Origin of the sequence: Xanthomonas chitinilytica, assembly GCF_026107455.2 — a bacterium.
GTDB classification, from domain to species: Bacteria; Pseudomonadota; Gammaproteobacteria; order Xanthomonadales; family Xanthomonadaceae; genus Stenotrophomonas; species Stenotrophomonas chitinilytica.
In genome coordinates, this window is record NZ_JAPCHY010000001.1 from 78,295 (window position 1) to 101,752 (window position 23,458).

Consider the following 23,458-nt stretch of genomic DNA (forward strand, 5'->3'; position numbering starts at 1 on the left):
TCGGAATGACCTGGGGCCGGAAGCGCGGCGATTATACCGGGCGGGCGCGACGTCGCCGCCGGTACCCACGCGTCGTCGACGCGAGCGGACCATAATGCCCTCCCCCTGTTCAGGAGAGCCGCCATGGGCCATTGGACCACCCTCGACACCGCCCGCGGCCAGGTGGCCGCCTGGCATGCCGCACCGACCTCCCGGCCACTGGGCGGGCTGGTGGTAATCCAGGAGATCTTCGGCGCCAACGCCCATGTCCGCGCGGTGGCCGACGGCTTCGCCGCCGCCGGCTACGAAGTGCTGGCGCCGGCGTTCTTCGACCTGGTGGAGAAGAACGCCGAACTGGATTACGACCCGGCCGGCCGCGACAAGGGCCTGGCGCTGGTGGAGGCGCTGGGCGTGGAGGCGGCGCTGGAGGTGGTTGCCGCTGCCGCGGCGGCACTGGCCCCGGCCGGCAAGGTCGGCACCGTGGGCTATTGCTGGGGCGGCACGATCGCGCTGCTGGCGGCGTTGCGGCTGGGGCTGCCGTCGGTCAGCTACTACGGCGCGCGCAACCTCCGCTACCTGGACGAAAAGCCGCAGGCGGCGGTGATGTTCCACTTCGGCAGCCTGGACGGCCGCATCCCGGGCGAGGCGATCCAGCAGCACCGCGAGCGGCTGCCGCAGATGCCGGTCTTCGTCTATCCCGCCGGCCATGCCTTCAACCGCGACGGCGATCCCCACTACCATGAGGCCAGTGCCCGGCTGGCACGCGAACGCACCCTGGCCTTCTTCAGCGAGAACCTGCGATGACCGATGCTGCGACGACCACCGATTTCGAACCCGATCCCCGCCTGGCGGCCGACAGCGCCCTGATCGCCGATGGCCCGCTGTCGCAGATACGGCTGATGGACGACGCCCGCTTCCCGTGGATCCTGCTGGTGCCGCGCGTGGCCGGCGCCCGCGAGTGGATCGACCTGGACGGCGGTCAGCAGCGGCTGTTGCTGGCCGAGATCAACCAGGTCTCGCAGCTGCTCAGGCACGAGCCGGGGGTGGCCAAGCTCAACATCGGCGCCCTGGGCAACATCGTCGCGCAGCTGCACGTGCACCTGGTCGGCCGCCACGAGGGCGATGCGGCCTGGCCCGGCCCGGTGTGGGGCAACGGCCAGACCCAGCGGTTCGACCCCGAAGAGCTGCAGACGCGTGTCGAACGCTGGCGGCAACGGCTACGATAGGCGCCACCTCAACCTGGGAAACGCAAGCCGATGCGCTCCAACCTGATCGCCGCCCTGATCCTCATCATCGTGGGCCTGTTCTTCCTGGCCAAGAACCTGGGCTGGATCAACGGCAACATCGGCTCGATGCTGGCCACCTGGTGGCCGGCCATCCTCGTGGCGGTGGGCATCGGCCTGCTGTTCGGCCGCGGCAAGTAGCCGCCCACCGCGGCAACGAAAAAGGCGCGGGTTCCCGCGCCTTTTTCGTTCGGGCCCGCCCGCTTCCACTCAGGTCCGCGGCAGGGTCACCCCGGTCTGGCCCTGGTACTTGCCGCCGCGGTCCTTGTAGGACGTCTCGCAGACGTCGTCGGCCGCGGCCTGGAAGAACAGCATCTGCGCCACGCCCTCGTTGGCGTAGATGCGCGCCGGCAACGGCGTGGTGTTGCTGAACTCCAGGGTCACGTGCCCTTCCCACTCCGGCTCCAGCGGGGTGACGTTGACGATGATCCCGCAGCGCGCATAGGTGCTCTTGCCCAGGCACACCACCAGGGTGTCGCGCGGGATGCGGAAATACTCCACGGTGCGCGCCAGCGCGAAAGAGTTCGGCGGGATGATGCACTCGTCGGCCACGATGTCGACGAAGCTCTTCGGGTCGAAGTGCTTGGGGTCGACGATGGTGGAGTTGATGTTGGTGAACACCTTGAACTCGCGCGAGCAGCGCACGTCGTAGCCGTAGCTGGAAGTGCCGTAGCTGACGATCCGCTGGCCGTCCACCTGCTTCACCTGCCCGGCTTCGTACGGTTCGATCATGCCCTGCTGCTCGGACATGCGGCGGATCCAGCGGTCACTCTTGATGCTCATTCGGGGGTCCTGGAAACGAGGGGGCAGCGGCGGAAGTCCTACCGGGGCTGGCAAGCGACACGGCCACGCGAAGCGGCGATTCTAGCCGACGCGGCGCCACGGGAGGCTTCGTCCCGCCGGGTTCCGGCAGTGAAGGACGGCGGCAGGCATGGGCCCGCGGGCCCGTCCGGGGCCCATGAGCGCGCTGCAGGCTCATGCCGTGGGCCGGGCTTCAACCGCCCACGGCCGTCAAAGGGCGGCGATTCACAACAGGGTGGTGCTGATCGGAATGGCTGCCCGTGGCCGCTTTCCCAGCTCCTCGGCCAGCCGCTGCGCAGCCGCCACATAGGCCTTGGCCGCGGCCGATTCCGGCGCTGCGGCGACGATGGGCGTGCCCGCATCCCCCTGCTCGCGGATGCCGATTTCCAGCGGCAGCGACCCCAGCAGCGGCACTCCGTACTGCTCGGCCATGCGCTGCCCCCCGCCCTCGCCGAACAGGTGCTCGACCTTGCCGCAGCCGGAACAGGTGTGCACCGCCATGTTCTCGACGATGCCCAGCACCGGCACCTCGACCTTCTCGAACATCTTCAGCGCCTTCCTCGCATCCAGCGTGGCGATGTCCTGCGGCGTGGTGACGATCACCGCCCCGGCCACCGGGATCTTCTGCGACAGCGTCAGCTGGATGTCGCCGGTACCCGGCGGCAGGTCGATCAGCAGGTAGTCCAGGTCGCCCCACAGGGTGTCGTTGAACAGCTGCGTCAGCGCCGAGGTGGCCATCGGCCCGCGCCAGATCATCGGCGTGTCCTGGTCGATCAGGAACCCGATCGACATGGCCTCCACCCCGAACGCACGCAACGGCTCGATCGACTTGTTGTCCGGGCTGTCGGGACGCCCGCCAAGGCCGAGCATCGCCGGCACGCTGGGACCGTAGATGTCGGCATCGAGCACCCCGACCCGCGCACCGCCATGCTGCAGCGCAACGGCCAGGTTCACCGCCGTGGTGGATTTGCCCACCCCACCCTTGCCGGAAGCCACCGCGATCACGTTGCGGATGCGGGGGTGGGGGGAGAGGCCTTTCTGCACCGCACGCGCAAAGGCGATATGACTCATGAGCTACGAGGTCCTGCTTTTTCAGAAATCAGTTTACATCCAACAGTCCAAACGGCCGGATGGATTGCGGCATTCTAGCCATCACAATCGAATGGCATACCTTTCCCACCTTGGATACTTATGAAATAGCTCGGCATATCACCTTCGCCGCATTGTGCCCCGGCGCCCCGGTAACCCCGCCGCCCGGGTGGGTGCCGGCACCGCACAGGTACAGGCCGGGAATCGCGCCGCGGTAGTCGGCCTGTCCCAGCATCGGGCGGGCGCTGAACAGCTGGTTGAGGCTCAGCGCGCCATGGAAGATGTCGCCGCCGATGAGCCCGAAGGTGCGCTCCAGGTCCAGCGGGCTCAGCATCTGCCGGCCCAGCACCGAGGCGGCGAATCCCGGCGCGTGGCGCTCCACCGTGGCGATCATCAGGTCGGCCACCTCGTCGCGGTGGTCGTCCCAGCTGCGGCCATCCGGCAACTGCGGGGCGACGTGCTGGCAGAACAGGCTGGCCACGTGCTGCCCCGGCGGCGCCAGCGAGTCGTCCAGGGTGCTGGGGATCAGCATTTCCACCACCGGCTCGCGCGACCAGCCATGTTCGCGCGCATCGCGCCAGGCGCGGTCCATGTAGTCCAGGCTGGGGGCGATGATGATGCCGGCGGTGAGGTGGTCGCCCTGCCCCGGCAATGCGCTGAACTCCGGCAACCGCGACAGCGCCACGTTCATGCGGAACGTGCCCGAGCCGCAACGCCAGTTCGCCATTCGTTCGCGGGTGGGCGCCGGCACCTCCTCTGGCGCCAGCAACCGCTCGTAGAGCAGTTTGGGGTTGACGTTGGCCACTACTGCCCGTGCCCGGATCGTCTCGCCCGTGCTCGTCTCCACGCCCACCGCACGGCCGTTCTCGACCAACACGCGGCGCACGCCCGCGCCGGTGCGGATCGTGGCGCCGGCCGCAACGGCGGAACCGGCCATGGCCTGCGTGATCGCGCCCATGCCGCCGATGGCATGGCCCCATGCGCCCTTCACCCCGTTGCTCTCGCCGAACACGTGGTGCAGCAGCACGTACGCCGTTCCCGGTGCGTAGGGGCTGGCGTAGTTGCCGACGATGCCGTCGAAACCGAACAACGCCTTGATCGGCGCGCTCTCGAACCAGCGGTCCAGGTATTCGGCCGCGGACAGGGTGAACAGGTCCAGCAGTTCCTGCCGCAGTTCCGGGGCCAGCGCGTGCAGCTGCCGCCCCAGCTTGCCCGCCCGCCACAACTCCGGCAGCGCCTGCCACCAGCCACCGTCGGTGACATTCGGCGGCGGCTGCAGCGCCAGCGCGCGCAGCACATCGGCGAACAGCTCCAGCCGCTGTTCGTAGGCCGGCAGGCGCTCGGCATCGCGGGCGGAGAACTTCGCCACCTGCTCGCGGGTGCGGCCGGCGCCGGCGAGCAGGTAGCCGCCATCGGCCAGCGGCAGGAAATTGTTGATGCGGCGCGGCACGATCCGCAGGCCGTGGCCATACAGGTCCAGGTCGGCGATCACCTTCGGCTGCAGCAGCGACACGGTGTACGAGGCCACCGAATTGCGGAATCCGGGATGGAATTCCTCGGTCACCGCCGCCCCGCCCACCACCGGCCGGCGTTCCAGCACCAGCGCCTTGAGCCCGGCGCGCGCCAAGTAGGCGGCGCAGACCAGCCCATTGTGGCCGCCACCGACGATGATCGCGTCCCAGATAGGTGAAGACGTGCCTGTCATGCGCTGTTGTATACCACCTTCCCGACGACGCCCGCTGCGCCCACCGGCATGACCTTCGACACCCTTGCCGCTACCGCACAGGGCGTATCGTCTGCCCACAGGCCCCGTCCGCGGGACCTTTCCCATGCATCGATATCGGCCAGGAGGCCATTCCCGTGATCATCCGCAAACCCCAGATTCTCCTGCTGACCGTGGCCATCGGCGCCGCGCTGGTCGGCTGCAAGAAGGACGAAACCCCGGCCGCTGACAGCGCCGCCTCCGCGCAGGCCGCCACCAGCACGCTGACGCTGGACGAAAGCAAGCTGCCGGCCTACAACGCCTTCCACGTTTCCGACCTGGATACCGGCCAGGACGCCTGTACCGACTTCGGCGCCTACGTCAACGGCAAGTGGCTGGCCGCCAACGAGATCCCGGGCGACCGCACCAGCTGGGGCGCCTTCACCATCCTCGACGAGCGCTCGGTGGCGGTGCAGCACCAGCTGGCCGAACAGGCCGCGGCCATCGAGAACGCCACCGGCGTGGAGAAGATCGTCGGCGACTTCTGGGCCACCGGCATGGACGAGGCCAGGATCAATGCCCAGGGGCTGGAGCCGCTGCAGGCCGACCTGGCCGCCATCGACGGCCTGCAGGACCGCGAGGCCATCGCCGACTACCTGCGCGCCACCGCCGCCAAGGGCGAGAACGGCCTGTTCGGCTTCGGTGCCGAGGCCGACTTCAAGAACTCGTCGATGAATATCGCCTATGCCATGCAGGGCGGCCTGGGCCTGCCGGACAAGACCTACTACTTCGACGCCGACAAGAAGGACAAGCTTGCCGCCTACCAGGCCCATGTGGCCAAGGTGCTGGAACTGTCCGGCGTGGCCGCCGAGGAAGCGGCCAGGCAGGCCGCCGAGGTGGTGAAGTTCGAGACCCGCCTGGCCAAGGCATCCAAGTCCAGCGTGGAGATGTCGCGCGACGTCTCGCTGTACTACAACCCGGTCACCCTGGCCGAGGCCGACAAGCTGACCCCGAACTTCAGCTGGACGAAGTTCTTCGAGTCGCAGGGCGTGGCCGCGCCGGAGAAATTCTCGCTGGCCATTCCCGCCTTCCACCAGGAAGTGGACAAGGCGCTGGGCGACACCGACCCGTCGGTGTGGCGCGCCTACCTGCGCTTCCATGCCGTCGACAGCGCCTCGCCGTACCTGAGCGACGCCTTCGTCCAGGAGAACTACGCGTTCTACGGCAAGACCCTCAACGGCCAGAAGGAGATCAAGCCGCGCTGGAAGCGCGTGCTGGCCACCATCGAGGACGACGCCGGCGAGGCGTTCGGCCAGATGTACGTCAAGGTCGCCTTCTCGCCCGAGGCCAAGGCCAAGATGGAAGTGCTGGTGCAGAACCTCAGCGACGCGCTGAAGGACCGCATCGAGAACCTGGCGTGGATGAGCGAGGAGACCAAGGCCAAGGCCATCGCCAAGTGGGAGACCTTCACCCCGAAGATCGGCTACCCGGACAAGTGGCGCGACTGGAGCGGCCTGCAGACCAGCCGCGACAGCTACCTGGCCAACGTGCGCGCGGCCACCGAGTTCAACTACAGGTGGAACCTGTCCAAGATCGGCCAGCCGGTGGACAAGAGCGAATGGGGCATGACCCCGCAGACGGTCAATGCCTATTACAACCCGCTGCAGAACGAGATCGTGTTCCCGGCCGCGATCCTGCAGCCGCCGTTCTTCGACCCCAACGCCGACGACGCGCTGAACTATGGCGGCATCGGCGCGGTGATCGGCCACGAGATGACCCACGGCTACGACGACCAGGGCGCGCGCTTCGGGCCCACCGGCAACTTCGAGGACTGGTGGACCCCGGCCGACGCCAAGGGCTTCAAGGGCCTGACCGGCAAGCTGGTCAACCAGTTCAACCAGTACAAGGTCGGCGAGCAGCACGTCAACGGCGAGCTGACCCTGGGCGAGAACATCGCCGATCTCGGCGGCCTGGCCACGGCCTACGACGCGCTGCAGAAGGCCACCGCCGGGCAGGAAGATCCAAAGGTGGACGGGCTGACCCGCGACCAGCGCTTCTTCGCCAACTGGGCCACGGTGTGGCGCACCAAGTACACCCCGGAGAACGCCAAGGTCCGCCTGGCCACCGACCCGCACGCCCCCGCCCAGTTCCGGGCCACCGGCGCGCCGTCGAACCTGCCGACCTTCGCGGCCGCGTTCGAGTGCAAGCCCGGCGCGCCGATGGTCCGCACCGGCGACCAGCAGGTGGTGATCTGGTAACCGCGACGGCCGCATAGCCAAGTCGCAGCGAGGCCCGGCATGTCCGGGCCTCGTCTTTTTCGGCTCCGGCGCTGCCCGCCGGGACCGCGCCCGGCAGGAGACGCCGCCGGCAACTGCGGACACTGTGACCGGCGGCGCCTTCCTCCCGCCATGGCGCCGCCGCGCGGCTGCCGCGGCTTGATAAACTCCGCCGACTCCAATCCTCAGCGGATTCGCTTTACATGCCCAATCTTCGCCCCCTTACCCTCGCCCTGGGCTTCGGCCTGGCCGTGCTTGCCTCGCCGCACGCCGATGCCGCCCGCAAACCGGCCGCCAAGGCCCCGGCGGTCAGCCCCACCTGCACCGATTTCTACGACGTCGCCAACGCCGACTGGCTCAAGGCCAACCCGGTCCCGCAGACCGGCGCCGTCACCGCCCTGGGCCAGCTGGCCGAGCGCACCCGCGTGCAGCAGCGCGAACTGCTGGATGCGGCGATGAATGCGCCGCAGGGCAACGTGCAGAAGCTGCTGGGCGATTTCTGGGCCAGCGGCCTGGACGAGGCCGCGGTGGAAGCCGACGGCTCCAACCCGATCGCGCCGCTGCTCACCCGCATCAACGCGATCAAGCGCGCCAAGGACGTGCCGGCGGCCATCGCCGCGCTGCACCAGGTCGGCATCCCGGTGGCCTTCAACTTCGCCCCGGACGTGGACCTGAAGGCGCTGGACCGCCACATCGGCTACTTCATGCAGGGCGGCATGGGCCTGCCGGACCCGGCCTTCTACACCCGCACCGACACCGACACCGTCGCGCTGATGGGCCGCTACCGCAACTACGTCAAGCAGGTCCTGGCCCTGACCGGCACCGAGGCCGGCAAGCTGGATGCCGAATCCGAGGCGGTGATCGCCTTCGAAACCCAGCTCGCCCGCCAGGCGCAGTCGCTGGCCGGCATCAACAATCCGTTCAACAACTACGCACCGATCGCCACCAAGGAGCTGACCGCCCGCTACAAGAACCTGCAGCTGGGCGCGTTCCTGAAGGCGCAGGGCGTGGACGACGACCTGGTGTCGCTGTCCGATCCGGCGCTGTTCCAGCAGCTCGACGGCATGGTCGCCAGCGTCAAGCCCGACCAGTGGAAGGCCTACCTGCGCTGGCGCGTGGGCGATGCGATGGCGCCGTACCTGTCCAAGGCCTACCGCGATGCCGAGTTCGAGTTCCGCGGCCGCGTGCTGCGTGGCCAGACCATCGCTCCGCCGCGCTGGGAACAGGTGCTCGACGCGATCAACGTCGCCGCCGGCCCGATGCTGGGCCGCGAGTACACCGCCGCCCACCTCACCCCGTCCGACCGCCGCCAGGCCGGGCTCATCATCGACAAGGTGCGCGAGGTGCAGATCGATGCGATCAAGCGCAGCACCTGGCTCAGCGACGAGGCCAAGGCCGAGGCGCAGGCCAAGCTGGCGGCGCTGAAGATCGAGATCGGCGCGCCGCTGCGCGACCTGGACTACTCGGTGCAGCCGATGGGCCGCGGCAGCTTCGGCGGCAACATGCTGATCGCCTCCACCTGGCGCCATCGCGAAGAGATGAAGCGCATCGGCAAGGGCAATGCCGACCGCCGCTGGGACGTGCTGCCGCAGCAGCCGGCGCTGGCCTACGACCTGGCGCAGAACCGCCTGATCGTCACCGCCGCCGCGCTGCAGGGACCGATCTTCAACACCTCCGGCAGCGTCGCCGAGAAGTTCGGCGCCTACGGCTCGCTGGTGGCGCACGAAGTCACCCGCGCCATCGACGCCAAGGGCGCGCTGGTGGATGCCCGCGGCGAGCTGCGCAGCTGGTGGACACCGGCCGACAAGACCGCCTGGACGCTGTTCGGCAACCGCGTGGCCGCGCAGTACGCCGCCTACGGCTTCCCCGGGGTGAAGGACGCCAAGGTCAACGGCGAGCTGACCCGCGAGGAGAACCTGGCCGACCTGGCCGGCCTGGAGATCGCCTGGGAGGCCTACACCGCGGTGGAAGCCAACGCCAAGCCGGCCGACCATCAGGCGTTCTTCAAGGCCTGGGCCGGACTGTGGCCGCAGCAGCTGTCGCCGAACGAGGCGGTGCAGCGCCTGACCTCGGACATCCGCGCCCCGGGCCGCTGGCGCACCAACGGCACGGTATCCAACCTGCCGGCCTTCGGCGCCAGCTTCAGCTGCAAGCCGGGCCAGCCGATGCAGCGCGTGGAGGCCGACCAGGTCAAGATCTGGCGTTGATCGACCTGCCGGCTTGAAGGTCACAACACGAAGAAGGCGCGGAAATTCCGCGCCTTCTTCTTTTCCTGCTGGTGCAGATGCGATTTTCCCCCGGCACCTGCTTCATCCACCGCAAGGCTTCGCCGTTACCGGAATGCGCCTGGCATGGCTCCCTTGGGCCAGCGCCGAAGACGCCGGCTGTGGGTTGGAACAGGAGCCACGACCTGCACAGCCGATCCCGGGGTGCCGGCGCGAATGCGACGGCGCGCCGGTCACTTCACCCGGCGCAGGTGGTTCGCGCGCGGCCCGCCCGGCGGACGACGCCCGCCGAACGGCGGTTGCCCGCGCCAGTAGCGGATCAGCAGCCAGCCGAACAGCATGCCACCCAGGTGCGCGAAGTGCGCCACGCCCGGCTGCCAGCCGGTGAAGCCCAGCAGCAGCTCGATCGCGCCGAACACGATCACGAAGGTACGCGCCTTCATCGGGATCGGCGGGAACAGCAGCATCACCCGCTGGTTCGGGAACAGCATGCCGTAGGCCAGCAGCAGGCCGAACACGCCGCCGGAGGCGCCCAGCACCGGCGCACCGCCGCCGACCATCGCCGCCATCAGCAGCTGGCACACGCCGGCACCGGCCACGCAGACCAGGTAGTAGATGAGGAACCGCTTCTCGCCCCAGGTCTGCTCCAGCGGCGCGCCGAACATGAACAACGCCAGCATGTTGAAGAACAGATGGCCGAAGCTGCCGTGCAGGAAGCCGTAGGTCAGCAGCTGCCACGGCTGGAAGTTCTGCCCCGGCGAGAACGGGTCGAAGCCGTGCTCGCTCAGCGGCCACAGCATGAACGGCGCCAGGGTGGCATCGCCCAGCAGGAACGGTTGCTGCAGCACGAACAGCACGATGTTGGCGATCAGCAGCGCCTTGGTGACGGTGGGCAGTCTGGGAAACATGGCAGGGTCCGTTGGAACTGCCGCCATGATAGCCGCAGCGCCTAGCCAGGCCCCCAGATCGCCGCGTCCAGGTCGCGCGCGGGCGGCGGCCGCTTGACCCGCCCGCGCTCCACCTTCACGCCCTCGGCCCGCAGCCGCTGGCTCTGCTCGCGCCAGCCGGCCGAGCCCTCCGGCATGCCGATGCGCCCGTCCGAGCGCAGCACGCGGTGCCAGGGAAGGTCCGGGTCCTCGTTGCCGCTGAGCAGGCGCGCCACCAGTCGCGCGCGCCCCGGCAGCCCGGCGCGCGCCGCCACTTCGCCATAGCCCAGCACCTGCCCGCGCGGGATCGCGCGGATCACCCGCAGGATCCGTGTCCGCGCCTGCGCGGCGGCACCCTCCGCGCTCACGCCTTCTTCGCCGCCCCGCTGCCGACCACCAGCACGCCGCCCAGTACCAGCAGCGTGCCGGCGGCCTGCCAGGGGCCCATCGGTTCGTCCAGCAGCCATACGCTCAGCACGATCGTCGAAACCGGTCCCAGCATACTTACCTGCGCGGCCAGTGCCGAGCCGATCCGCTTGACCCCGACCATGATCGCCAGCACCGGCAATACGGTGCACACGGTGCCGTTGAGCAGCGACAGCCAGTACACCGGCGGCGCATGGCCCCACAGCGCCGCCACCGGCTGCAGCAGCAGGTACTGGCCCACGCACAGCACGCAGGCCACGCCGCTGGCATAGGCGGTCAGCCGCACCGCCCCGATCCGCCCCACCACCTGGCCGCTGCCGAACAGGTAGATCGCGTAGCTGAGCGCGCTGGCGAACACCAGCAACGCGCCGATCGCGGTGCGATGGCCGTCGATCCGGATGTCGTGGCCGAACGCCAGCAGCACGCCGAGATAACTCACCACCAGCGCGACCAGCTGCCGGCGCGATGGCCGCTGCTTCAGCACCAGCAACGCGATCAGCACCACCAGGGTCGGGCTGAGGTACAGGATCAGCCGCTCCAGGGTCGCGGTGATGTACTTCAGGCCAAGAAAATCCAGATAGCTGGACAGGTAGTAGCCGCTGAAGCCCAGCACCGCGACATGCCACAGATCGCGTCGCGCCAGCGGTGCCGCGCGCCGCGCCGCCCATGCCCCCATCGCCACGAAGAACGGAAACGCCACCAGCATCCGCAGCGCCAGCAACGTGGTGGCATCGACGCCATGGCGATAGGCCAGCTTGACGATGACCGCCTTGCCGGAGGCGGCGACGGCGCCGAGCGCGGCCAGCAACAGCCCACCGACGATCAGGCGTCGCGACGAGGTCGGCAGGCGTGGTGATGCGGCGGGCGCGGTGGCCGGCGGCGGACAGGCCTGCGCGGCCTCCCGCGTGGGGGAAACATTCACGAATCGGGACATCCGGGGGAGATGGCCGGGCCATTATCCGCCCGCAGCCGGCATCGCGTAACCGCCGCCGTCCGGCGCCGCCCTCCTGCCCCGCGGGGCGGATTCGTGGATCCTGCAACCAGGAAGGACGCCGCGGGCCGGGATCGCGCGCACCGGGACGCCTGGCGACATGCCCGGAGCAGGCACTACCTTTGGCCCGGCCTGCTCGTGCGACCCGCCGTGTCCACGCGAAAAAATCCGGGAGCTGTTCCCCGCCCCCCGTCAGCCGGCACGGGAAGGAATGCGCGGGCACACCGGGCGCATCGACCGTCTCATGCTCAAGGCGGCGATAACGACGACGGCCGGCGCGTCCGCAGGCGAACCTGCCGCGCAAGGCCGGGTTTCCCGCCCGCCGTGCCTGTCGGCGATTCCATCACGCCCGTGCCTGCATTCCCGGCGCAGCGCTCAGTTGCCGGCGAAGTAGTTCTTCTCGCCCGCGGTCACCGCCAGGTCCAGCCGGTTGCCCGGCGGCGCGATCGGGCAGACCACGTGCGGCGTCAGCGCACAGGGCGGGTTCTCGGCACGGTTGAAATCCAGCACCACCTTGCCGTCCCGCGCCGGCGGCGTGAACAGGTAGCGCGCGCCGCCGTAGCTTTCCTTGCCGCTGGTGCGGTCGACGAACAGGAAGAACCACTGGTCGCTGCCCTTCTCCAGCACCGGCTGCAGCCGGTAGCTGCGCCCCTCCACCTCGAATACCGCCTCGCCCGGCACCGTCGCCGGCTGCGGCGTACCGATCGACGTCAGCAGCGTGACCTGCCGCGGCTCGGCGAACGGTTGCCAGCGCGCCACCACCCGCCACGCGGGATCGACCGGGAAATGGTCGATGCCCTTGAACTCGCGCAGCCGGGCGGCGGCCGGATCGCGGAAGCGCCAGCCCAGTACCGATCCGGTGCGCACCAGGTAGAACTCCGCCGCTCCCAATTGCACCCGCGTCGCCTCGCGCTCGCCGGCGATGCCGGCCTGCAGTTCCACCCGGCGCAACGGCTCCCCGCCCACGGTGGCGCCGCTGCCGGGCACGGCCTCGAGGACCGCACCGCCGTCCTTGTCCAGGGTCAGCGTTCCCAGTTGCGCCGGGCCGGCCGGCAGCACCAGTTCGTTGCCCTTGCCGCTGCCGATGCGGAAGCTGCCCGGCCGCAGCCGGCCCGAGCCGGTATAGCTCAGCCAGCCGTCGGCGGCGCGCAGCTTCGCCAGGCGCTGGGCACGCCACTGCCCCAGTTCGCGCTGGTAGGCATGCAGTTCCGGCGTCGCATAGCCGTATGCGCCGGTCCTCGCATCGGCGGGAACCCGCTCGCATCCCGTCGCCACCAGGGTCGCCAGACATACCATTGCTGCCACTGCACGCATGCTCACCTCTGCCTTCGCGGCGCCGGCCGCGCTTCGCGCCCCGCCGTTGCCGTTGTTCCGGTTCGTTCCTGCCGTATCCATCATGCCGCCTGGAGACGTCAGCCGGTTGCGACCGGCCTCGAAGAATCGCCGACCCAACCGCTCCACGACCCGGCATAGACCCGCGCCCCGGGCAGTCCGGCCAGTTCCAGTGCCAGCAGCAGATGGCAGGCGGTGACGCCGGACCCGCACATCACCACCACTTCCGACGGCGCGTGCGGCCCCAGCAGCGGCGCCAGCTCGGCGCGCAGTTCGGCCGGCGGACGGAAGCGGCCGTCGCGCAGGTTCAGCGCCAGCGGGCGATTGACCGCCCCGGGGACGTGCCCGGCCACCGGGTCAAGCGGTTCCACCTCGCCGCGGAAACGCTCCCCGGCGCGTGCGTCCAGCAGCCAGCCGGGCGGCTGCGACAGGCGCTGCAGCACCTCCCCGGCGGCCACGATGCGATCCTGGTCGAAGCTTGCCGGATATGGCGGCAACGGCACCGGCGCCGGCACTTCCGCAACCAGCGGCAGGCCCGCGGCCTGCCAGGCGGCCAGGCCGCCATCGAGCACCGCCACCCGCGCATGGCCCAGCAGCTTGAGCAGCCACCACAGGCGCGCGGCGGCCATGCTGCCGTCGCCGGCGTCATGGACCACCACCTGGGTCTGCGGGCCGATGCCCCACTGCCCGAGCCGCTGCGCGAACGCCTCGTCGTGCGGCAGCGGGTGACGCCCCAGCCCGGGACGCGACAGATCGGACAGGTCCCGATTGAGGTCGGCATGGACCGCGCCGGGGAGATGGCCCTGCGCGTAGGCGAGCGCTCCCGATTGCGGGTCGGCCAGCGAAAACCGGGCATCGACGATGCGCAGCCCCGCGCTCGGCTGCGCGCGCGCATCGACGATGCCGAGGTCGCCGCGGCCGAGCGCGTCGGCCAGCTGCCGCACGTCCACCAGCAGTTCCCAGCCGGGCGATGTATTCGATGCGTTCATCGTGCCTGCTCCAGTCTGCGCCGCAGGTTGTAGAGGATGGCGGCGGTGGCGCCCCAGATGCGCTGCCCCGGCCAGGCGTATTCCAGTACGTGGCGGATACGCCCGGCATGTTCGATCTCGACGCTGCGCAGGTTGCCCGGGGCCATCAGGTAGTCCAGCGGCACCTCGAACACCTCGGCCACCTCGCTGGGCTGCGGCCGCGGCACGAATGCCGGATCGATCACCGCCACCACCGGCATCACCCGGAAGCCGGTGATGGTGACGAACGGATCCAGGTAGCCGAGCACCTGCACCTGGTCGCGCTTGAGCGCGATCTCCTCGTCGCTCTCGCGGATCGCCGCGGCCACCGGATCGTGGTCGTCGGTTTCGATCCGCCCGCCCGGGAAGCCCACCTGTCCACCATGGTGGCGCAGGGTCTCGGTGCGACGGGTCAGCAACACCTGGGTACCGCCGGCGCGCGGCACCAGCCCGGCCAGCACCGCCGCCTCGGTCAGCGGCGACGGCGGCAGCAGGTCGGCCAGCTCGCCATGGTTCCAGCCCGGCCCCTGCGGCGGCAGCGCCGGCGGATACAGCGCGCGCAGCAGCCGCCCGCGCTCGTGCAACGCAGCGGCGAACGAGTCGCGCGCGTGCTCGCGCTCCGGCAACACGTGATCCATGAAGTGCTGGCGCTGGCGGTCGCTCATCCGCGTCCAGCCTGCGATCTCGTCGCCGCTGCGCAGGCAGCCCTCGCACAGCCCGTCGCTGTCCAGCGAACAGACGCCGATGCAGGGGCTGAGAACGGCACGGGAGGGAAAATCCATCAGGTCTGACACCCGGCAAGGGTAGCGCGATTCGATGACATTCCCCATCGGTCCATCGTCGCGAACCGGGTTCTTCCCCGTTCGCGGGGAGAAGCGCGCTTCCGGGCCGCCTTGTCGCCGCCCGGAAAGCCCGCGACTGGCGTCGTTCCTACCGACAGCCGGGCAGTCGTGGGAGCGACGCTGGGTGGCCTCGGGCCATCGGTCGCGACCGGGGCCATCGGACACCCCCGATGCGAAGCCCCAAAAGACTGCGCCGGCGTTGTCGCGCCGGCGCAGGGTGGAACAGCGGTGCGGAACGGCTTACTTCACGCTGACCAGCTTGATCTCGAACTGCACCGCCACGTTCGGCGGGAACGGCGTGCGCGGATCGGCGCCATAGGCCTTGTCCGGCGGCAGGGTCACTTCCCACTTCGAGCCGGCCGGCATCTGCAGCAGGGTATCGCGCATGGCCTGCATCTCGACTTCGCTGACCTTGATCGACGGGATCTGCTGGGCCGGGCGGGCCTCCTGCGGGCGCTGGCCGTACGGGAACGGACCGGCCACTTCCAGTGCCACGGTGCTGGCCTGGGTAGGCTTGGCGCCGTTGCCGGTCTCGATCACGCGGTACTGCACGCCGCTGGCCAGGGTCTGCACGCCGGGCTTGGCCTTGTTGGCGGCAATGAACTGGTCGCTGCGGGTCTTGTTTTCGGCGGAGGCCTTGTCGTACTCGGCCTTGGCGGCTTCGGCACGGCCCTGCTCGCGGCGCTGGAACGCCTCGACCGCCGGCTTCAGCTGCTCGGCGGTGATCGCCGGCTGCTTCTTGGCGTAGGCATCCTGCAGGCCCTTGACCACCGAGTTGATATCCAGCTGCTCACCGCGCGCGGTCAGTTCGGCAAGGTTGTTGCCATAGTCGTAACCGAAGTAATAGCTCAGCTTGCCCTTCTCGGACGTGGTGTCCTGGGCGAAGGCATTGCCCGTCAGGGCCAGGGCCGCGACGGCGACCGCGATAGAACGCAACTTCATCAAACAATTCTCCAGGGGATGGTGGCTCAAGGCGAACATGCCGCCTGAGGCGACGGGTTAGGATAGCCGCCGCAACGGCGGACCGCCACTAACGACCCGGGCTGTGACCCACAAAGGGCCGGAGAGTTCCGCACTCACTTTTTCTTAACCTTTTCAGGAGCTTCCCCATGCCCGACGCCCCGGTCTCGATCAGCACCCAGGACGCCGTCCGCACCCTCACCGTGCAGCGCCCGGACAAGCTGAACGCACTGAACCGGGCCACCCTGGAAGCGCTGGACGCGGCCTTCGCCGACGCCGCGGCCGATGCCTCGGTGCGCGTGGTGGTGCTGACCGGCGCCGGCAGCAAGGCGTTCGTCGCCGGCGCCGACATCGCCGAGATGAACACCCTCACGCCGGTGCAGGGCCGCGATTTCTCGCTGCTGGGCCAGCAGCTGATGCGCCGCATCGAACGCATGCCCAAGCCGGTCGTCGCGATGGTCAACGGTTTCGCCCTGGGCGGCGGCCTGGAACTGGCGATGGCCTGCCACCTGCGCATCGCCGCCGACAGCGCCAAGATCGGGCAGCCGGAGATCAACCTGGGGCTGATTCCCGGCTTCGGCGGCACCCAGCGCCTGCTGCGCCTGGCCGGCCGCGCCGCGGCGCTGGAGCTGTGCCTGCTGGGCGCGCCGATCGACGCTGCCCGCGCGCAGCAACTGGGTATCGTCAACCGCGTGGTGCCGGCGGCCGAGCTGGAAGCGGAAACGCTGAAGCTGGCCGCCCAGCTCGCACAGGCCGCACCGCTGGCGCTGCGCGGCATCCTCGACGCGATCCAGGTCGGTGGCGAGTGCGGCATCGTCGAAGGCCTGGAATACGAAAGCGCGCAGTTCGGACTGATGTTCGCCACCGAGGACATGCGCGAGGGCACCGGCGCCTTCCTCGAACGCCGCAAGCCGGCTTTCCGCAACTGCTGAGCGACACCGGCACCATGCGATCCCCGCACGACATCCTCCCTGCCGTCCCGCCCCTCGAGTTGCTGCAACGGCTGCTGGACGACGACATCGACGCCGCCCTCGATGGCGGGCTGATGGATTACATCCCCCGCTCCGGCGACGAGGCGCTGGACCCGGCCCACCCCGACCTGCCCGCCGTGCTGCTGCAGGCCCAGCAGCGGCTGCGGCGCGCCTGGGCAGCGCGCGAACGCTACCGGGCACGGGCCGCGCGACTGGCGCGGCGCGCGGCCGAACGCGATGCGCGCCGGGCACCGCCGCCGGCGCCCGACCGCAAGCCGGCGCTGCCGCCCGCGGCGGCGGCAATCCTGGCCCGGGCCAAGGCCAGGGCCGCCGGGCACGGCCAGCCATGAGCGTCGTCGCACCGGCAAGGCCGCGCCGCGGCAGCAGCATGACCCGCGCCGAGATCCAGGAGATGTTCTCGCGCCTGCGCGAGCTCAACCCGCATCCGACCACCGAACTGGAATACGACACACCGTTCGAACTGCTGGTGGCGGTGACGCTGTCGGCGCAGGCCACCGACGTCGGCGTCAACAAGGCCACGCGCAGGCTGTTCCCGGTCGCCAACACGCCGGCGGCGATCCTGGCGCTGGGCGAGGACGGGCTGAAGCGCTACATCTCCACCATCGGCCTGTACAACGCCAAGGCGAAGAACGTCATCGCCACCTGCGCGATCCTGATCGACAGGTACGGCGGCGAGGTGCCGCGCAGCCGCGAGGCGCTGGAGTCGCTGCCCGGGGTCGGCCGCAAGACCGCCAACGTGGTGCTCAACACCGCCTTCGGCGAGCCGACGATGGCGGTGGACACGCATATCTTCCGTGTCGCCAACCGCACCGGACTGGCACCGGGCAAGAACGTGCGCGAGGTGGAGGACAAGTTGGTGAAGGTGATCCCACCGGAGTTCATGCAGGATGCGCATCACTGGCTGATCCTGCACGGCCGTTATGTGTGCAAGGCGCGCAAGCCGGACTGCCCGCAATGCGTGATCCGCGACCTGTGTCGCTACAAGGACAAGACCGTCGCCTGAGGCGGCGGCATCGCCTGCCGCAGGCGCGGCCTCGTCGCCATGGCGCATGACTACTGCTGCGGGCCGGCGCGCAAGCCGGACTGCCCGCAATGCGTGATCCGCGACCTGTGCCGCTACAAGGACAAGACCGTCGCCTGAGGCGGCGGCATCGCCTGCCGCGGGCGCGGCCTCGTCGCTGCGGCGCCCGCCTTTCATCGCGGGAAGGCTTGCGACTGAGGTCGCTCCTACAGGTGCAAAGCCTGCTTGCCGCGGGGACGGCGGTCGCGATCGAAGCCGTCCGGGACCTGGATGAAGCTCGTTGCCACGGGGCGCCCGGAGGGAAGCATGCCCTTCATCCGTGCGGCGCGCGGGCCGCTCACCGCCGTGCAAGCACCCCGGAAAGACAAGACAAAAAAAGAAACGCCCCGGAAAGATCCGGGGCGTTCCGGTACCGCGTGCCGGCGCCGCCGGTCAGAAGCTCAGCTGGGTACGGACCGCGTACTGGTTGGTCTTGTCGCCGGTGAACTCGTTGTCGCCGCGGGTGTAGTTGAACATCACCCGGACGTTGGGGTTGAAGTAGTAGTTGACGCCGAACGTGGCCGAGCTGGCCTTCAGGTCGGCCACGTCCTTGTTCTCGATGTTGTCGTAGCGGGCGGTCAGCTCCCAGGCGCCGTCGGTGCCGACCTTGGGGGCGCCGAAGATGCCGTTGCCGGCCTTGTAGGCCTTGTGCTCGCCGGTCAGCATCCAGCTGCCCATCACGTAATAGGTCTGCACGTCCTGGTCGCCGCCGATCGGCTGGCCGAACTTGGCGCGCGCGTACTCGGACTGGAAGAACAGCGGACCGAACGCGCCGGCCACTTCCAGGCCAACGGTGTCGACCGAGTCGCCGCTGGCGCCGGTGGTGGTGGCGATGGTCTGCGACGGACCACGACGACCCGCGTAGTTGGCGACCGCGGCCAGGTTCGGCGAATCCTTGTTGGCGTTCTCGGTGCTGAGCGAGATACCCAGGTGCAGGGTGTTCTCGTCGTCGTTGATCGGCGCATAGGTGAAGCGCGCGGAGGCGCCGGCACCCTCGTTGCGCGGACCGGCGGCGTCGCGCAGGTTGAACGCGGACAGGCCGAAGCTGTAGTTGTCGCCCGCGGTCAGGTAGCCGATACCCTGCTGGAACTGGCGGCCGCTGTAGATGCCGGTGGCGGTGGCGAACGGCCGCTCCATCATGGTGATCTCGTTGGAGCTGGTCAGCTCCTCCATCGAGCGGTACGGCTTGAACTGGCCGACATAGAAGGTGCCGCCCAGGCCCTTGCGGCTGAGGTAGGCATCGCGGAAACCGGCGGTGGTGTTGCCGGCCGAGAAATCCTGCTCCAGCTTGTAGCCGAAGTCGTAGAACTTGCCCTGCAGGGTCAGGCGCGCACGGCGGAACTCGGTGGTGCCGGTGGTGTCGGCGGCGTCGCGGTCGAATGCATAGGCGTCGAAATGGATGCGGCCGCCCACCGAAGCCTCGAACTTCTTGTCGGCGGAGGTCACCTTGATGCCGCCCTTGGTCTCGACCTTGGGCGAGCTGGCCACCAGCTGGTCCAGGTTCTCCTTGGTTTCGACGTTGATGTCCGACTGCGCATCGGAACGCGACTCCAGTTCGACGACCTTGGCCTGCAAAGCGGCCAGCTGTTCCTTCAGTTGCGCCAGCTCGTCGCTGTTGGCCGCGTCGGCGGCGAAGCTGGCGCTGCCGGTTGCGGCGGCAAGCGCGACGGCCAGTAGGGAATAACGCATGGGTGGACTCTCCAATGGGGTGGTGACGGCATCGATGACTCGGACTCCGGCGATGCCCTGCCGCACGGGTGATTCCACGGGGCTCCCATGGGAAATGCGGCGGGCGTTCGTCAAAGTTGCGTAAAGGATGGGAGGCATATCTGACAATCACATGTGCGTTTTATGACGCTCACATGACACCCGTCCGACGCTTGTGTGTCGGACGCCGCGCACTGCATGGAGCGGGACCCCCGATCGATCGCCCTGCTTGCGCGGCAACCGCAGGCAGCGATGGGTCATGGCGGAGCCCCGATGACAAGGGCTGCGACAGGCGGCAACCATGACGGCGGTCGGCCCCGCGCCGGGTGCCGGGGGCGTCCTGCCCCCTCCCCTGCACTCCATGCGGGCCATCCACGAACCCCACCCTCCGTCGCGGGGCGATCGGGACGGGCGGCGAACCCCTTCCTCCTTCGTTCGGCCTGCCCAGCGGATACGGCACCGGCGGCCCGGCATCGATGGAATACGGAACCTACCGCCGACCCATGACATGACGGTGATGAGCCGCCGACAAGATCGGTCGTCGCCGTCCCGTGGGACCCCGATGTCCCGGCGGGCGCTCCGGGTGCATGAAGGCCCTCGTCCCCGTGCGGGTCGGAAAGGCCTTTCAACGGCGCAAAGCGCTGGTCGCCCCGGCGGCTGCCATCCGGTGGAAGGCACAGGCACTGCCCCCCGCCTGCGCGGGGCGACGGTTGCAGGGCACGCAGCCACCACGGGCCTCACCATTGGGATCACGCCTGCGCGGGGAAGACGGCTGCAGGACGCGCGACCGGCGCGCGGCTTCATCCTGGCCCTCCGCTTGCGCAGGGGACGACGGTTCGAGGACATGGATCAAGAGTTCCCGGCACCCATGCCAGCCGTCGTCGCCCGATGAGGACGCCCCCTCTCCGCCGGCGATCCGCCGCGACTCCACGGCAGGGCGAACGCCACGACGACGGATATCTTCCGGACGCTGCCCGGCATGATCCGTGACATGTCGCGTCGCGCCGGCGCCACGGCGACCGGCTCGATCACGGGATGCCGCTTCCGCAGCGGACCGGACCGGTTGCCGATCTTCCATCGCATCGATGCAATGCTTCGACGCGACGCCTTCATTGCTGTCGCGGCACGCGACTGTCCCCTTGCCCGGCCCGGCCATGCCCATGCGCGATCGCCCGGCAGCGACCCGCGCTCGTCGCCGGCTTGCAGCGACCGGGCGGAGGTCGTCCATCGCCCCGATCCGGCCTCGGACGGCCGCGCGCCCTCTGCGGGCCTGTCCGCCGGCTGCCGCCAGGCCCGAAAAGCGGGCGTCACGATTCCGTCATGAGGGCGCAACCGGGGTGTCACCCAACGGTTATGCAATGGGCGGCAGCGGAACCACCCGCCGCATTCATCCGCCCAGGAGCAAGCAGCATGTCCTCATCCTTCAAGTCCCGCATCGCCTTCGGCCTGGTGGCCATGGCCTGCGTGTTCGCCGCCAATGCCAACGACGTCACCGGCGCCGGCGCTTCGTTCGTCTACCCGGTCATGACCAAGTGGTCGGCGGATTACCGCAGCGCCACCAGCAAGCAGATCAACTACCAGTCGATCGGCTCGGGCGGCGGCATCGCCCAGATCAAGGCCGGCACCGTCGACTTCGGCTCTTCCGACGCGCCGCTCAAGCCGGAAGAACTGGCCAAGTTCAACCTGGCCCAGTTCCCGTCGGTCATCGGCGGCGTGGTGCCGATCGCCAACGTGGAAGGCCTGCAGCCCGGCGCGCTGAAGCTGGACGGCCCGGTGCTGGCCGACATCTTCCTGGGCAAGATCAAGACCTGGAACGACCCGGCGATCGCCGCGCTCAACCCGGGCCTGTCGCTGCCGTCCGCCAAGATCACCGTGGTGCATCGTTCCGACGGCTCCGGCACCACCTTCAACTTCGCCAACTACCTGTCCAAGGTCAGCCCGGACTGGAAGAGCAAGGTCGGCGAAGGCACCGCGCTGCAGTGGCCGGTCGGCATCGGCGGCAAGGGCAACGAAGGCGTGGCCGCCTACGTCAAGCAGATCAAGGGCGGCATCGGCTACGTCGAACTGTCCTACGCGCTGCAGAACAAGCTGTCGTACGCCTCGCTGAAGAATGCCGCCGGCCAGTTCGTGCAGCCGTCGGATGCCTCCTTCGCCGCCGCCGCCGCCAGCGCCGACTGGGGCAGCAGCAAGGATTTCTACCTGGTGATGACCAACGCCCCGGGCGCCGAATCCTGGCCGATCACCGCCACCAACTTCATCCTGATGAGCAAGCAGCCGAAGAACGTCGCCGGCTCGCGCAATGCCCGCGAATTCTTCCAGTGGGTCTACGCCAACGGCGACGCCCAGGCCAAGCAGCTGGACTACGTGCCGCTGCCGGACAGCCTGGTCCAGCAGATCGAGGCCTACTGGTCGCAGAACCTGAAGTACTGAGCAAGGGGGCCGGCAGGTCCTCTCTCCCCCTGCCGACTCCGGGCGCGGGCCATGCGGTCCGCGCCTTCTTTTTGGTTCTTCGCCCGGTCCCAGGCCGCCGCCATGCGAAAAGCCCGGGAATGCGCGCCTCCCGCGGAGGGAAGAGAAGAAAAGCCTCTTTTCCCGCGGCAACAGCCCCGCGTAACCGTCATCACCGGGCCGCGTCATCAAGCTGTAACAAAAACATCATTTCATAGCCGCATCCACCGGCGAGCCCGGTTCCGCAACGGAGTGACCATGAAACTGCATACGGCCGGCATCGCCGCCCTTTCCCTGGCCATCACCCTGGGCCTGTCCGCCTGCAACAACGGCGGCAGCGGCACGGCCGCATCCGCCACCGGCGAGACGGCTGCCGCCGGCGACCGGATCAGCGCCGAGATCTCCGGTGCCGGCGCATCCTTCATCTTCCCGCTGGTGTCCAAGTGGTCGGCCGACTACAACGCCGCCACCGGCGCCAAGATCAACTACCAGTCGATCGGCTCGGGCGGCGGCATCGCCCAGATCAAGGCCGGCACCGTCGACTTCGGTTCCTCCGACAAGCCGCTGTCCAGCGACGAGCTGACGCAGGCCGGCCTGGGCCAGTTCCCCTCGGCGATCGGCGGCGTGGTGCCGGTGGTCAACATCGACGGCCTGGAAACCGGCAAGCTGCGGCTGAGCGGCGCGCTGCTGGCCGACATCTTCCTGGGCAAGGTCAAGACCTGGAACGACCCGGCCATCGTCGCCGCCAACCCGGGCGTGTCCCTGCCCGACGGCAAGATCACCCTGGTGCACCGTTCCGACGGCTCGGGCACCACCTTCAACTTCACCAACTACCTGTCCAAGGTCAGCCCGGACTGGAAGGGCAAGGTCGGCGAAGGCACCTCGGTGCAGTGGCCCGACGGCGTCGGCGGCAAGGGCAACGAAGGCGTGGCCTCCTACGTCAAGCAGATCAAGGGCGCCATCGGCTACGTCGAGCTGGCCTACGCGCTGCAGAACGACATGCCGTACGCATCGATGCAGAACGCGGCCGGCAACTGGGTGCAGCCCAACGCCGAGACCTTCGCCGCCGCCGCGGCCAGCGCCGACTGGGCCAGCGCCCAGGATTTCGACCTGGTCATCACCAACGCCCCGGGCGCGCAGGCGTGGCCGATCACCGCCACCAACTTCATGCTGATGCAGAAGCAGCCCAAGGACCCCAAGCGCAACCAGGACACCCTGGCGTTCTTCAAGTGGGCCTTCGAGAACGGCCAGGCCCAGGCCAACGAACTGCACTACGTACCGCTGCCGGCCGAGCTGGTCGCGCAGATCGAGAGCTACTGGGCCGCCGAGTTCAAGTGACGCAATGACGCGGGTGCGCCACAGGCGCACCCGCCTTTGTCATCGCGCCGTCCCCGCGCAGGCGGGGATCGCTC

The 23,458-nt window shown here is 69.2% G+C and carries 23 protein-coding genes; 12 read left to right on the plus strand and 11 right to left on the minus strand.

Annotation, left to right across the window (positions count from 1 at the left end):
- Positions 1–123 precede the first annotated feature (123 nt).
- From OK345_RS00330 to OK345_RS00340, 3 genes are read left to right on the plus strand one after another with little or no spacing between them, the layout of a single operon-like run.
- Positions 124–783: a dienelactone hydrolase family protein gene (locus OK345_RS00330; protein WP_265125177.1), complete on the plus strand. Its 660-nt coding sequence runs from the start codon at positions 124–126 to the stop codon at positions 781–783.
- Positions 780–1,205, plus strand: coding sequence for an HIT family protein (locus tag OK345_RS00335; RefSeq protein ID WP_265125179.1), 426 nt, complete (start codon positions 780–782; stop codon positions 1,203–1,205). Before OK345_RS00330 ends, OK345_RS00335 begins: the two co-directional genes overlap by 4 nt.
- 30 nt (positions 1,206–1,235) lie before the next feature.
- Positions 1,236–1,403, plus strand: a complete 168-nt coding sequence (locus OK345_RS00340) for a LiaI-LiaF-like domain-containing protein (protein WP_265125181.1) — start codon at positions 1,236–1,238, stop codon at positions 1,401–1,403.
- A 69-nt stretch (positions 1,404–1,472) separates the two neighbouring features.
- Here OK345_RS00340 and dcd read toward each other — a convergent pair whose 3' ends face one another.
- From dcd to OK345_RS00355, 3 genes are all read right to left on the minus strand, one after another.
- Positions 1,473–2,045, minus strand: coding sequence for a dCTP deaminase (dcd, locus tag OK345_RS00345; RefSeq protein ID WP_265125182.1), 573 nt, complete (start codon positions 2,043–2,045; stop codon positions 1,473–1,475).
- Positions 2,046–2,288: 243 nt separating this feature from the next.
- Positions 2,289–3,134, minus strand: a complete 846-nt coding sequence (gene apbC / locus OK345_RS00350) for an iron-sulfur cluster carrier protein ApbC (protein ID WP_265125184.1) — start codon at positions 3,132–3,134, stop codon at positions 2,289–2,291.
- A gap of 118 nt (positions 3,135–3,252) precedes the next feature.
- Positions 3,253–4,857 carry a phytoene desaturase family protein gene (locus OK345_RS00355; protein ID WP_265125186.1) on the minus strand — a complete coding sequence of 535 codons (1,605 nt, stop codon included), beginning with the start codon at positions 4,855–4,857 and terminating at the stop codon, positions 3,253–3,255.
- 158 nt (positions 4,858–5,015) lie between these two features.
- Between OK345_RS00355 and OK345_RS00360 the strand changes: the two genes are divergently transcribed.
- Together OK345_RS00360 and OK345_RS00365 are read left to right on the plus strand one after the other, a co-directional pair.
- Entirely contained in the window at positions 5,016–7,112 is a 2,097-nt protein-coding gene (locus OK345_RS00360) for a M13 family metallopeptidase (protein WP_265126234.1), read from the plus strand.
- Between the two features lie 221 nt (positions 7,113–7,333).
- A complete protein-coding gene (locus OK345_RS00365; RefSeq protein ID WP_265125188.1) occupies positions 7,334–9,337 on the plus strand; it encodes a M13 family metallopeptidase in 2,004 nt (667 codons plus the stop codon).
- Positions 9,338–9,588: 251 nt separating this feature from the next.
- Here the strand turns inward: OK345_RS00365 and OK345_RS00370 are convergent, their stop codons facing one another.
- From OK345_RS00370 to OK345_RS00400, 7 genes are all read right to left on the minus strand, one after another.
- On the minus strand, positions 9,589–10,263 hold the full coding sequence (locus OK345_RS00370) for a rhomboid family intramembrane serine protease (RefSeq protein ID WP_265125190.1): 675 nt from the start codon (positions 10,261–10,263) through the stop codon (positions 9,589–9,591).
- Positions 10,264–10,304: 41 nt separating this feature from the next.
- Positions 10,305–10,748, minus strand: a complete 444-nt coding sequence (locus OK345_RS00375) for an MGMT family protein (RefSeq protein WP_425510928.1) — start codon at positions 10,746–10,748, stop codon at positions 10,305–10,307.
- Complete coding sequence (locus OK345_RS00380) at positions 10,646–11,554, minus strand: DMT family transporter (RefSeq protein ID WP_265126235.1); 909 nt, start codon at positions 11,552–11,554, stop codon at positions 10,646–10,648. Before OK345_RS00380 ends, OK345_RS00375 begins: the two co-directional genes overlap by 103 nt.
- A 519-nt stretch (positions 11,555–12,073) precedes the next feature.
- Positions 12,074–13,012 (minus strand): DUF1684 domain-containing protein, encoded by a 939-nt coding sequence (locus OK345_RS00385; RefSeq protein ID WP_425510939.1) that lies wholly within the window; start codon positions 13,010–13,012, stop codon positions 12,074–12,076.
- A gap of 98 nt (positions 13,013–13,110) precedes the next feature.
- Positions 13,111–14,019: a sulfurtransferase gene (locus OK345_RS00390; RefSeq protein WP_265125194.1), complete on the minus strand. Its 909-nt coding sequence runs from the start codon at positions 14,017–14,019 to the stop codon at positions 13,111–13,113.
- Positions 14,016–14,819 (minus strand): CoA pyrophosphatase, encoded by an 804-nt coding sequence (locus OK345_RS00395; protein WP_265125196.1) that lies wholly within the window; start codon positions 14,817–14,819, stop codon positions 14,016–14,018. Before OK345_RS00395 ends, OK345_RS00390 begins: the two co-directional genes overlap by 4 nt.
- Before the next feature lie 300 nt (positions 14,820–15,119).
- The gene (locus OK345_RS00400) at positions 15,120–15,821 is read right to left on the minus strand and encodes an FKBP-type peptidyl-prolyl cis-trans isomerase (RefSeq protein WP_265125198.1); all 702 of its coding nucleotides are present in this window, start codon (positions 15,819–15,821) and stop codon (positions 15,120–15,122) included.
- Between the two features lie 167 nt (positions 15,822–15,988).
- Here OK345_RS00400 and OK345_RS00405 point away from each other — a divergent pair, with 167 nt between their 5' ends.
- Genes OK345_RS00405 through OK345_RS00420 form a run of 4 tightly spaced genes read left to right on the plus strand, consistent with a single transcriptional unit; the run spans position 15,989 to position 17,972 of the window.
- Positions 15,989–16,771 carry an enoyl-CoA hydratase/isomerase family protein gene (locus OK345_RS00405; protein ID WP_265125199.1) on the plus strand — a complete coding sequence of 261 codons (783 nt, stop codon included), beginning with the start codon at positions 15,989–15,991 and terminating at the stop codon, positions 16,769–16,771.
- Positions 16,772–16,785: 14 nt separating this feature from the next.
- A complete protein-coding gene (locus OK345_RS00410) occupies positions 16,786–17,160 on the plus strand; it encodes a hypothetical protein (RefSeq protein ID WP_265125201.1) in 375 nt (124 codons plus the stop codon).
- A complete protein-coding gene (gene nth, locus OK345_RS00415; protein WP_265125203.1) occupies positions 17,157–17,834 on the plus strand; it encodes an endonuclease III in 678 nt (225 codons plus the stop codon). The genes OK345_RS00410 and nth overlap by 4 nt, the downstream gene beginning before the upstream one ends.
- A gap of 39 nt (positions 17,835–17,873) precedes the next feature.
- A complete protein-coding gene (locus OK345_RS00420) occupies positions 17,874–17,972 on the plus strand; it encodes an iron-sulfur binding domain-containing protein (RefSeq protein ID WP_425510929.1) in 99 nt (32 codons plus the stop codon).
- A gap of 312 nt (positions 17,973–18,284) precedes the next feature.
- Here the strand turns inward: OK345_RS00420 and OK345_RS00425 are convergent, their stop codons facing one another.
- A complete protein-coding gene (locus OK345_RS00425; protein WP_265125205.1) occupies positions 18,285–19,580 on the minus strand; it encodes an OprO/OprP family phosphate-selective porin in 1,296 nt (431 codons plus the stop codon).
- A 997-nt stretch (positions 19,581–20,577) separates the two neighbouring features.
- Between OK345_RS00425 and OK345_RS00430 the strand changes: the two genes are divergently transcribed.
- From OK345_RS00430 to pstS (OK345_RS00440), 3 genes are all read left to right on the plus strand, one after another.
- Complete coding sequence (locus OK345_RS00430) at positions 20,578–20,922, plus strand: hypothetical protein (RefSeq protein ID WP_265125206.1); 345 nt, start codon at positions 20,578–20,580, stop codon at positions 20,920–20,922.
- An 86-nt stretch (positions 20,923–21,008) separates the two neighbouring features.
- On the plus strand, positions 21,009–22,028 hold the full coding sequence (gene pstS, locus OK345_RS00435) for a phosphate ABC transporter substrate-binding protein PstS (RefSeq protein WP_265125208.1): 1,020 nt from the start codon (positions 21,009–21,011) through the stop codon (positions 22,026–22,028).
- 276 nt (positions 22,029–22,304) lie between these two features.
- On the plus strand, positions 22,305–23,384 hold the full coding sequence (gene pstS / locus OK345_RS00440) for a phosphate ABC transporter substrate-binding protein PstS (RefSeq protein WP_265125210.1): 1,080 nt from the start codon (positions 22,305–22,307) through the stop codon (positions 23,382–23,384).
- Positions 23,385–23,458 lie beyond the last annotated feature (74 nt).

Bases quoted from the DNA above. Each gene is read 5' to 3' on its own strand.
- OK345_RS00365 (WP_265125188.1), top strand. From the start codon at position 7,334: ATGCCCAATCTTCGCCCCCTTACCCTCGCCCTGGGCTTCGGCCTGGCC.
- OK345_RS00425 (WP_265125205.1), bottom strand. From the start codon at position 19,580: ATGCGTTATTCCCTACTGGCCGTCGCGCTTGCCGCCGCAACCGGCAGC.
- OK345_RS00430 (WP_265125206.1), top strand. From the start codon at position 20,578: ATGATCCGTGACATGTCGCGTCGCGCCGGCGCCACGGCGACCGGCTCG.
- dcd (WP_265125182.1), bottom strand. From the start codon at position 2,045: ATGAGCATCAAGAGTGACCGCTGGATCCGCCGCATGTCCGAGCAGCAG.
- OK345_RS00395 (WP_265125196.1), bottom strand. From the start codon at position 14,819: ATGGATTTTCCCTCCCGTGCCGTTCTCAGCCCCTGCATCGGCGTCTGT.
- OK345_RS00355 (WP_265125186.1), bottom strand. From the start codon at position 4,857: ATGACAGGCACGTCTTCACCTATCTGGGACGCGATCATCGTCGGTGGC.
- apbC (WP_265125184.1), bottom strand. From the start codon at position 3,134: ATGAGTCATATCGCCTTTGCGCGTGCGGTGCAGAAAGGCCTCTCCCCC.
- pstS (WP_265125210.1), top strand. From the start codon at position 22,305: ATGAAACTGCATACGGCCGGCATCGCCGCCCTTTCCCTGGCCATCACC.
- OK345_RS00390 (WP_265125194.1), bottom strand. From the start codon at position 14,019: ATGAACGCATCGAATACATCGCCCGGCTGGGAACTGCTGGTGGACGTG.
- OK345_RS00400 (WP_265125198.1), bottom strand. From the start codon at position 15,821: ATGAAGTTGCGTTCTATCGCGGTCGCCGTCGCGGCCCTGGCCCTGACG.
- OK345_RS00410 (WP_265125201.1), top strand. From the start codon at position 16,786: ATGCGATCCCCGCACGACATCCTCCCTGCCGTCCCGCCCCTCGAGTTG.
- OK345_RS00335 (WP_265125179.1), top strand. From the start codon at position 780: ATGACCGATGCTGCGACGACCACCGATTTCGAACCCGATCCCCGCCTG.
- OK345_RS00370 (WP_265125190.1), bottom strand. From the start codon at position 10,263: ATGTTTCCCAGACTGCCCACCGTCACCAAGGCGCTGCTGATCGCCAAC.
- OK345_RS00375 (WP_425510928.1), bottom strand. From the start codon at position 10,748: ATGGCTGCTGGACGAACCGATGGGCCCCTGGCAGGCCGCCGGCACGCT.
- OK345_RS00385 (WP_425510939.1), bottom strand. From the start codon at position 13,012: ATGCGTGCAGTGGCAGCAATGGTATGTCTGGCGACCCTGGTGGCGACG.
- OK345_RS00340 (WP_265125181.1), top strand. From the start codon at position 1,236: ATGCGCTCCAACCTGATCGCCGCCCTGATCCTCATCATCGTGGGCCTG.
- OK345_RS00330 (WP_265125177.1), top strand. From the start codon at position 124: ATGGGCCATTGGACCACCCTCGACACCGCCCGCGGCCAGGTGGCCGCC.
- pstS (WP_265125208.1), top strand. From the start codon at position 21,009: ATGTCCTCATCCTTCAAGTCCCGCATCGCCTTCGGCCTGGTGGCCATG.
- OK345_RS00420 (WP_425510929.1), top strand. From the start codon at position 17,874: ATGGCGCATGACTACTGCTGCGGGCCGGCGCGCAAGCCGGACTGCCCG.
- OK345_RS00405 (WP_265125199.1), top strand. From the start codon at position 15,989: ATGCCCGACGCCCCGGTCTCGATCAGCACCCAGGACGCCGTCCGCACC.
- nth (WP_265125203.1), top strand. From the start codon at position 17,157: ATGAGCGTCGTCGCACCGGCAAGGCCGCGCCGCGGCAGCAGCATGACC.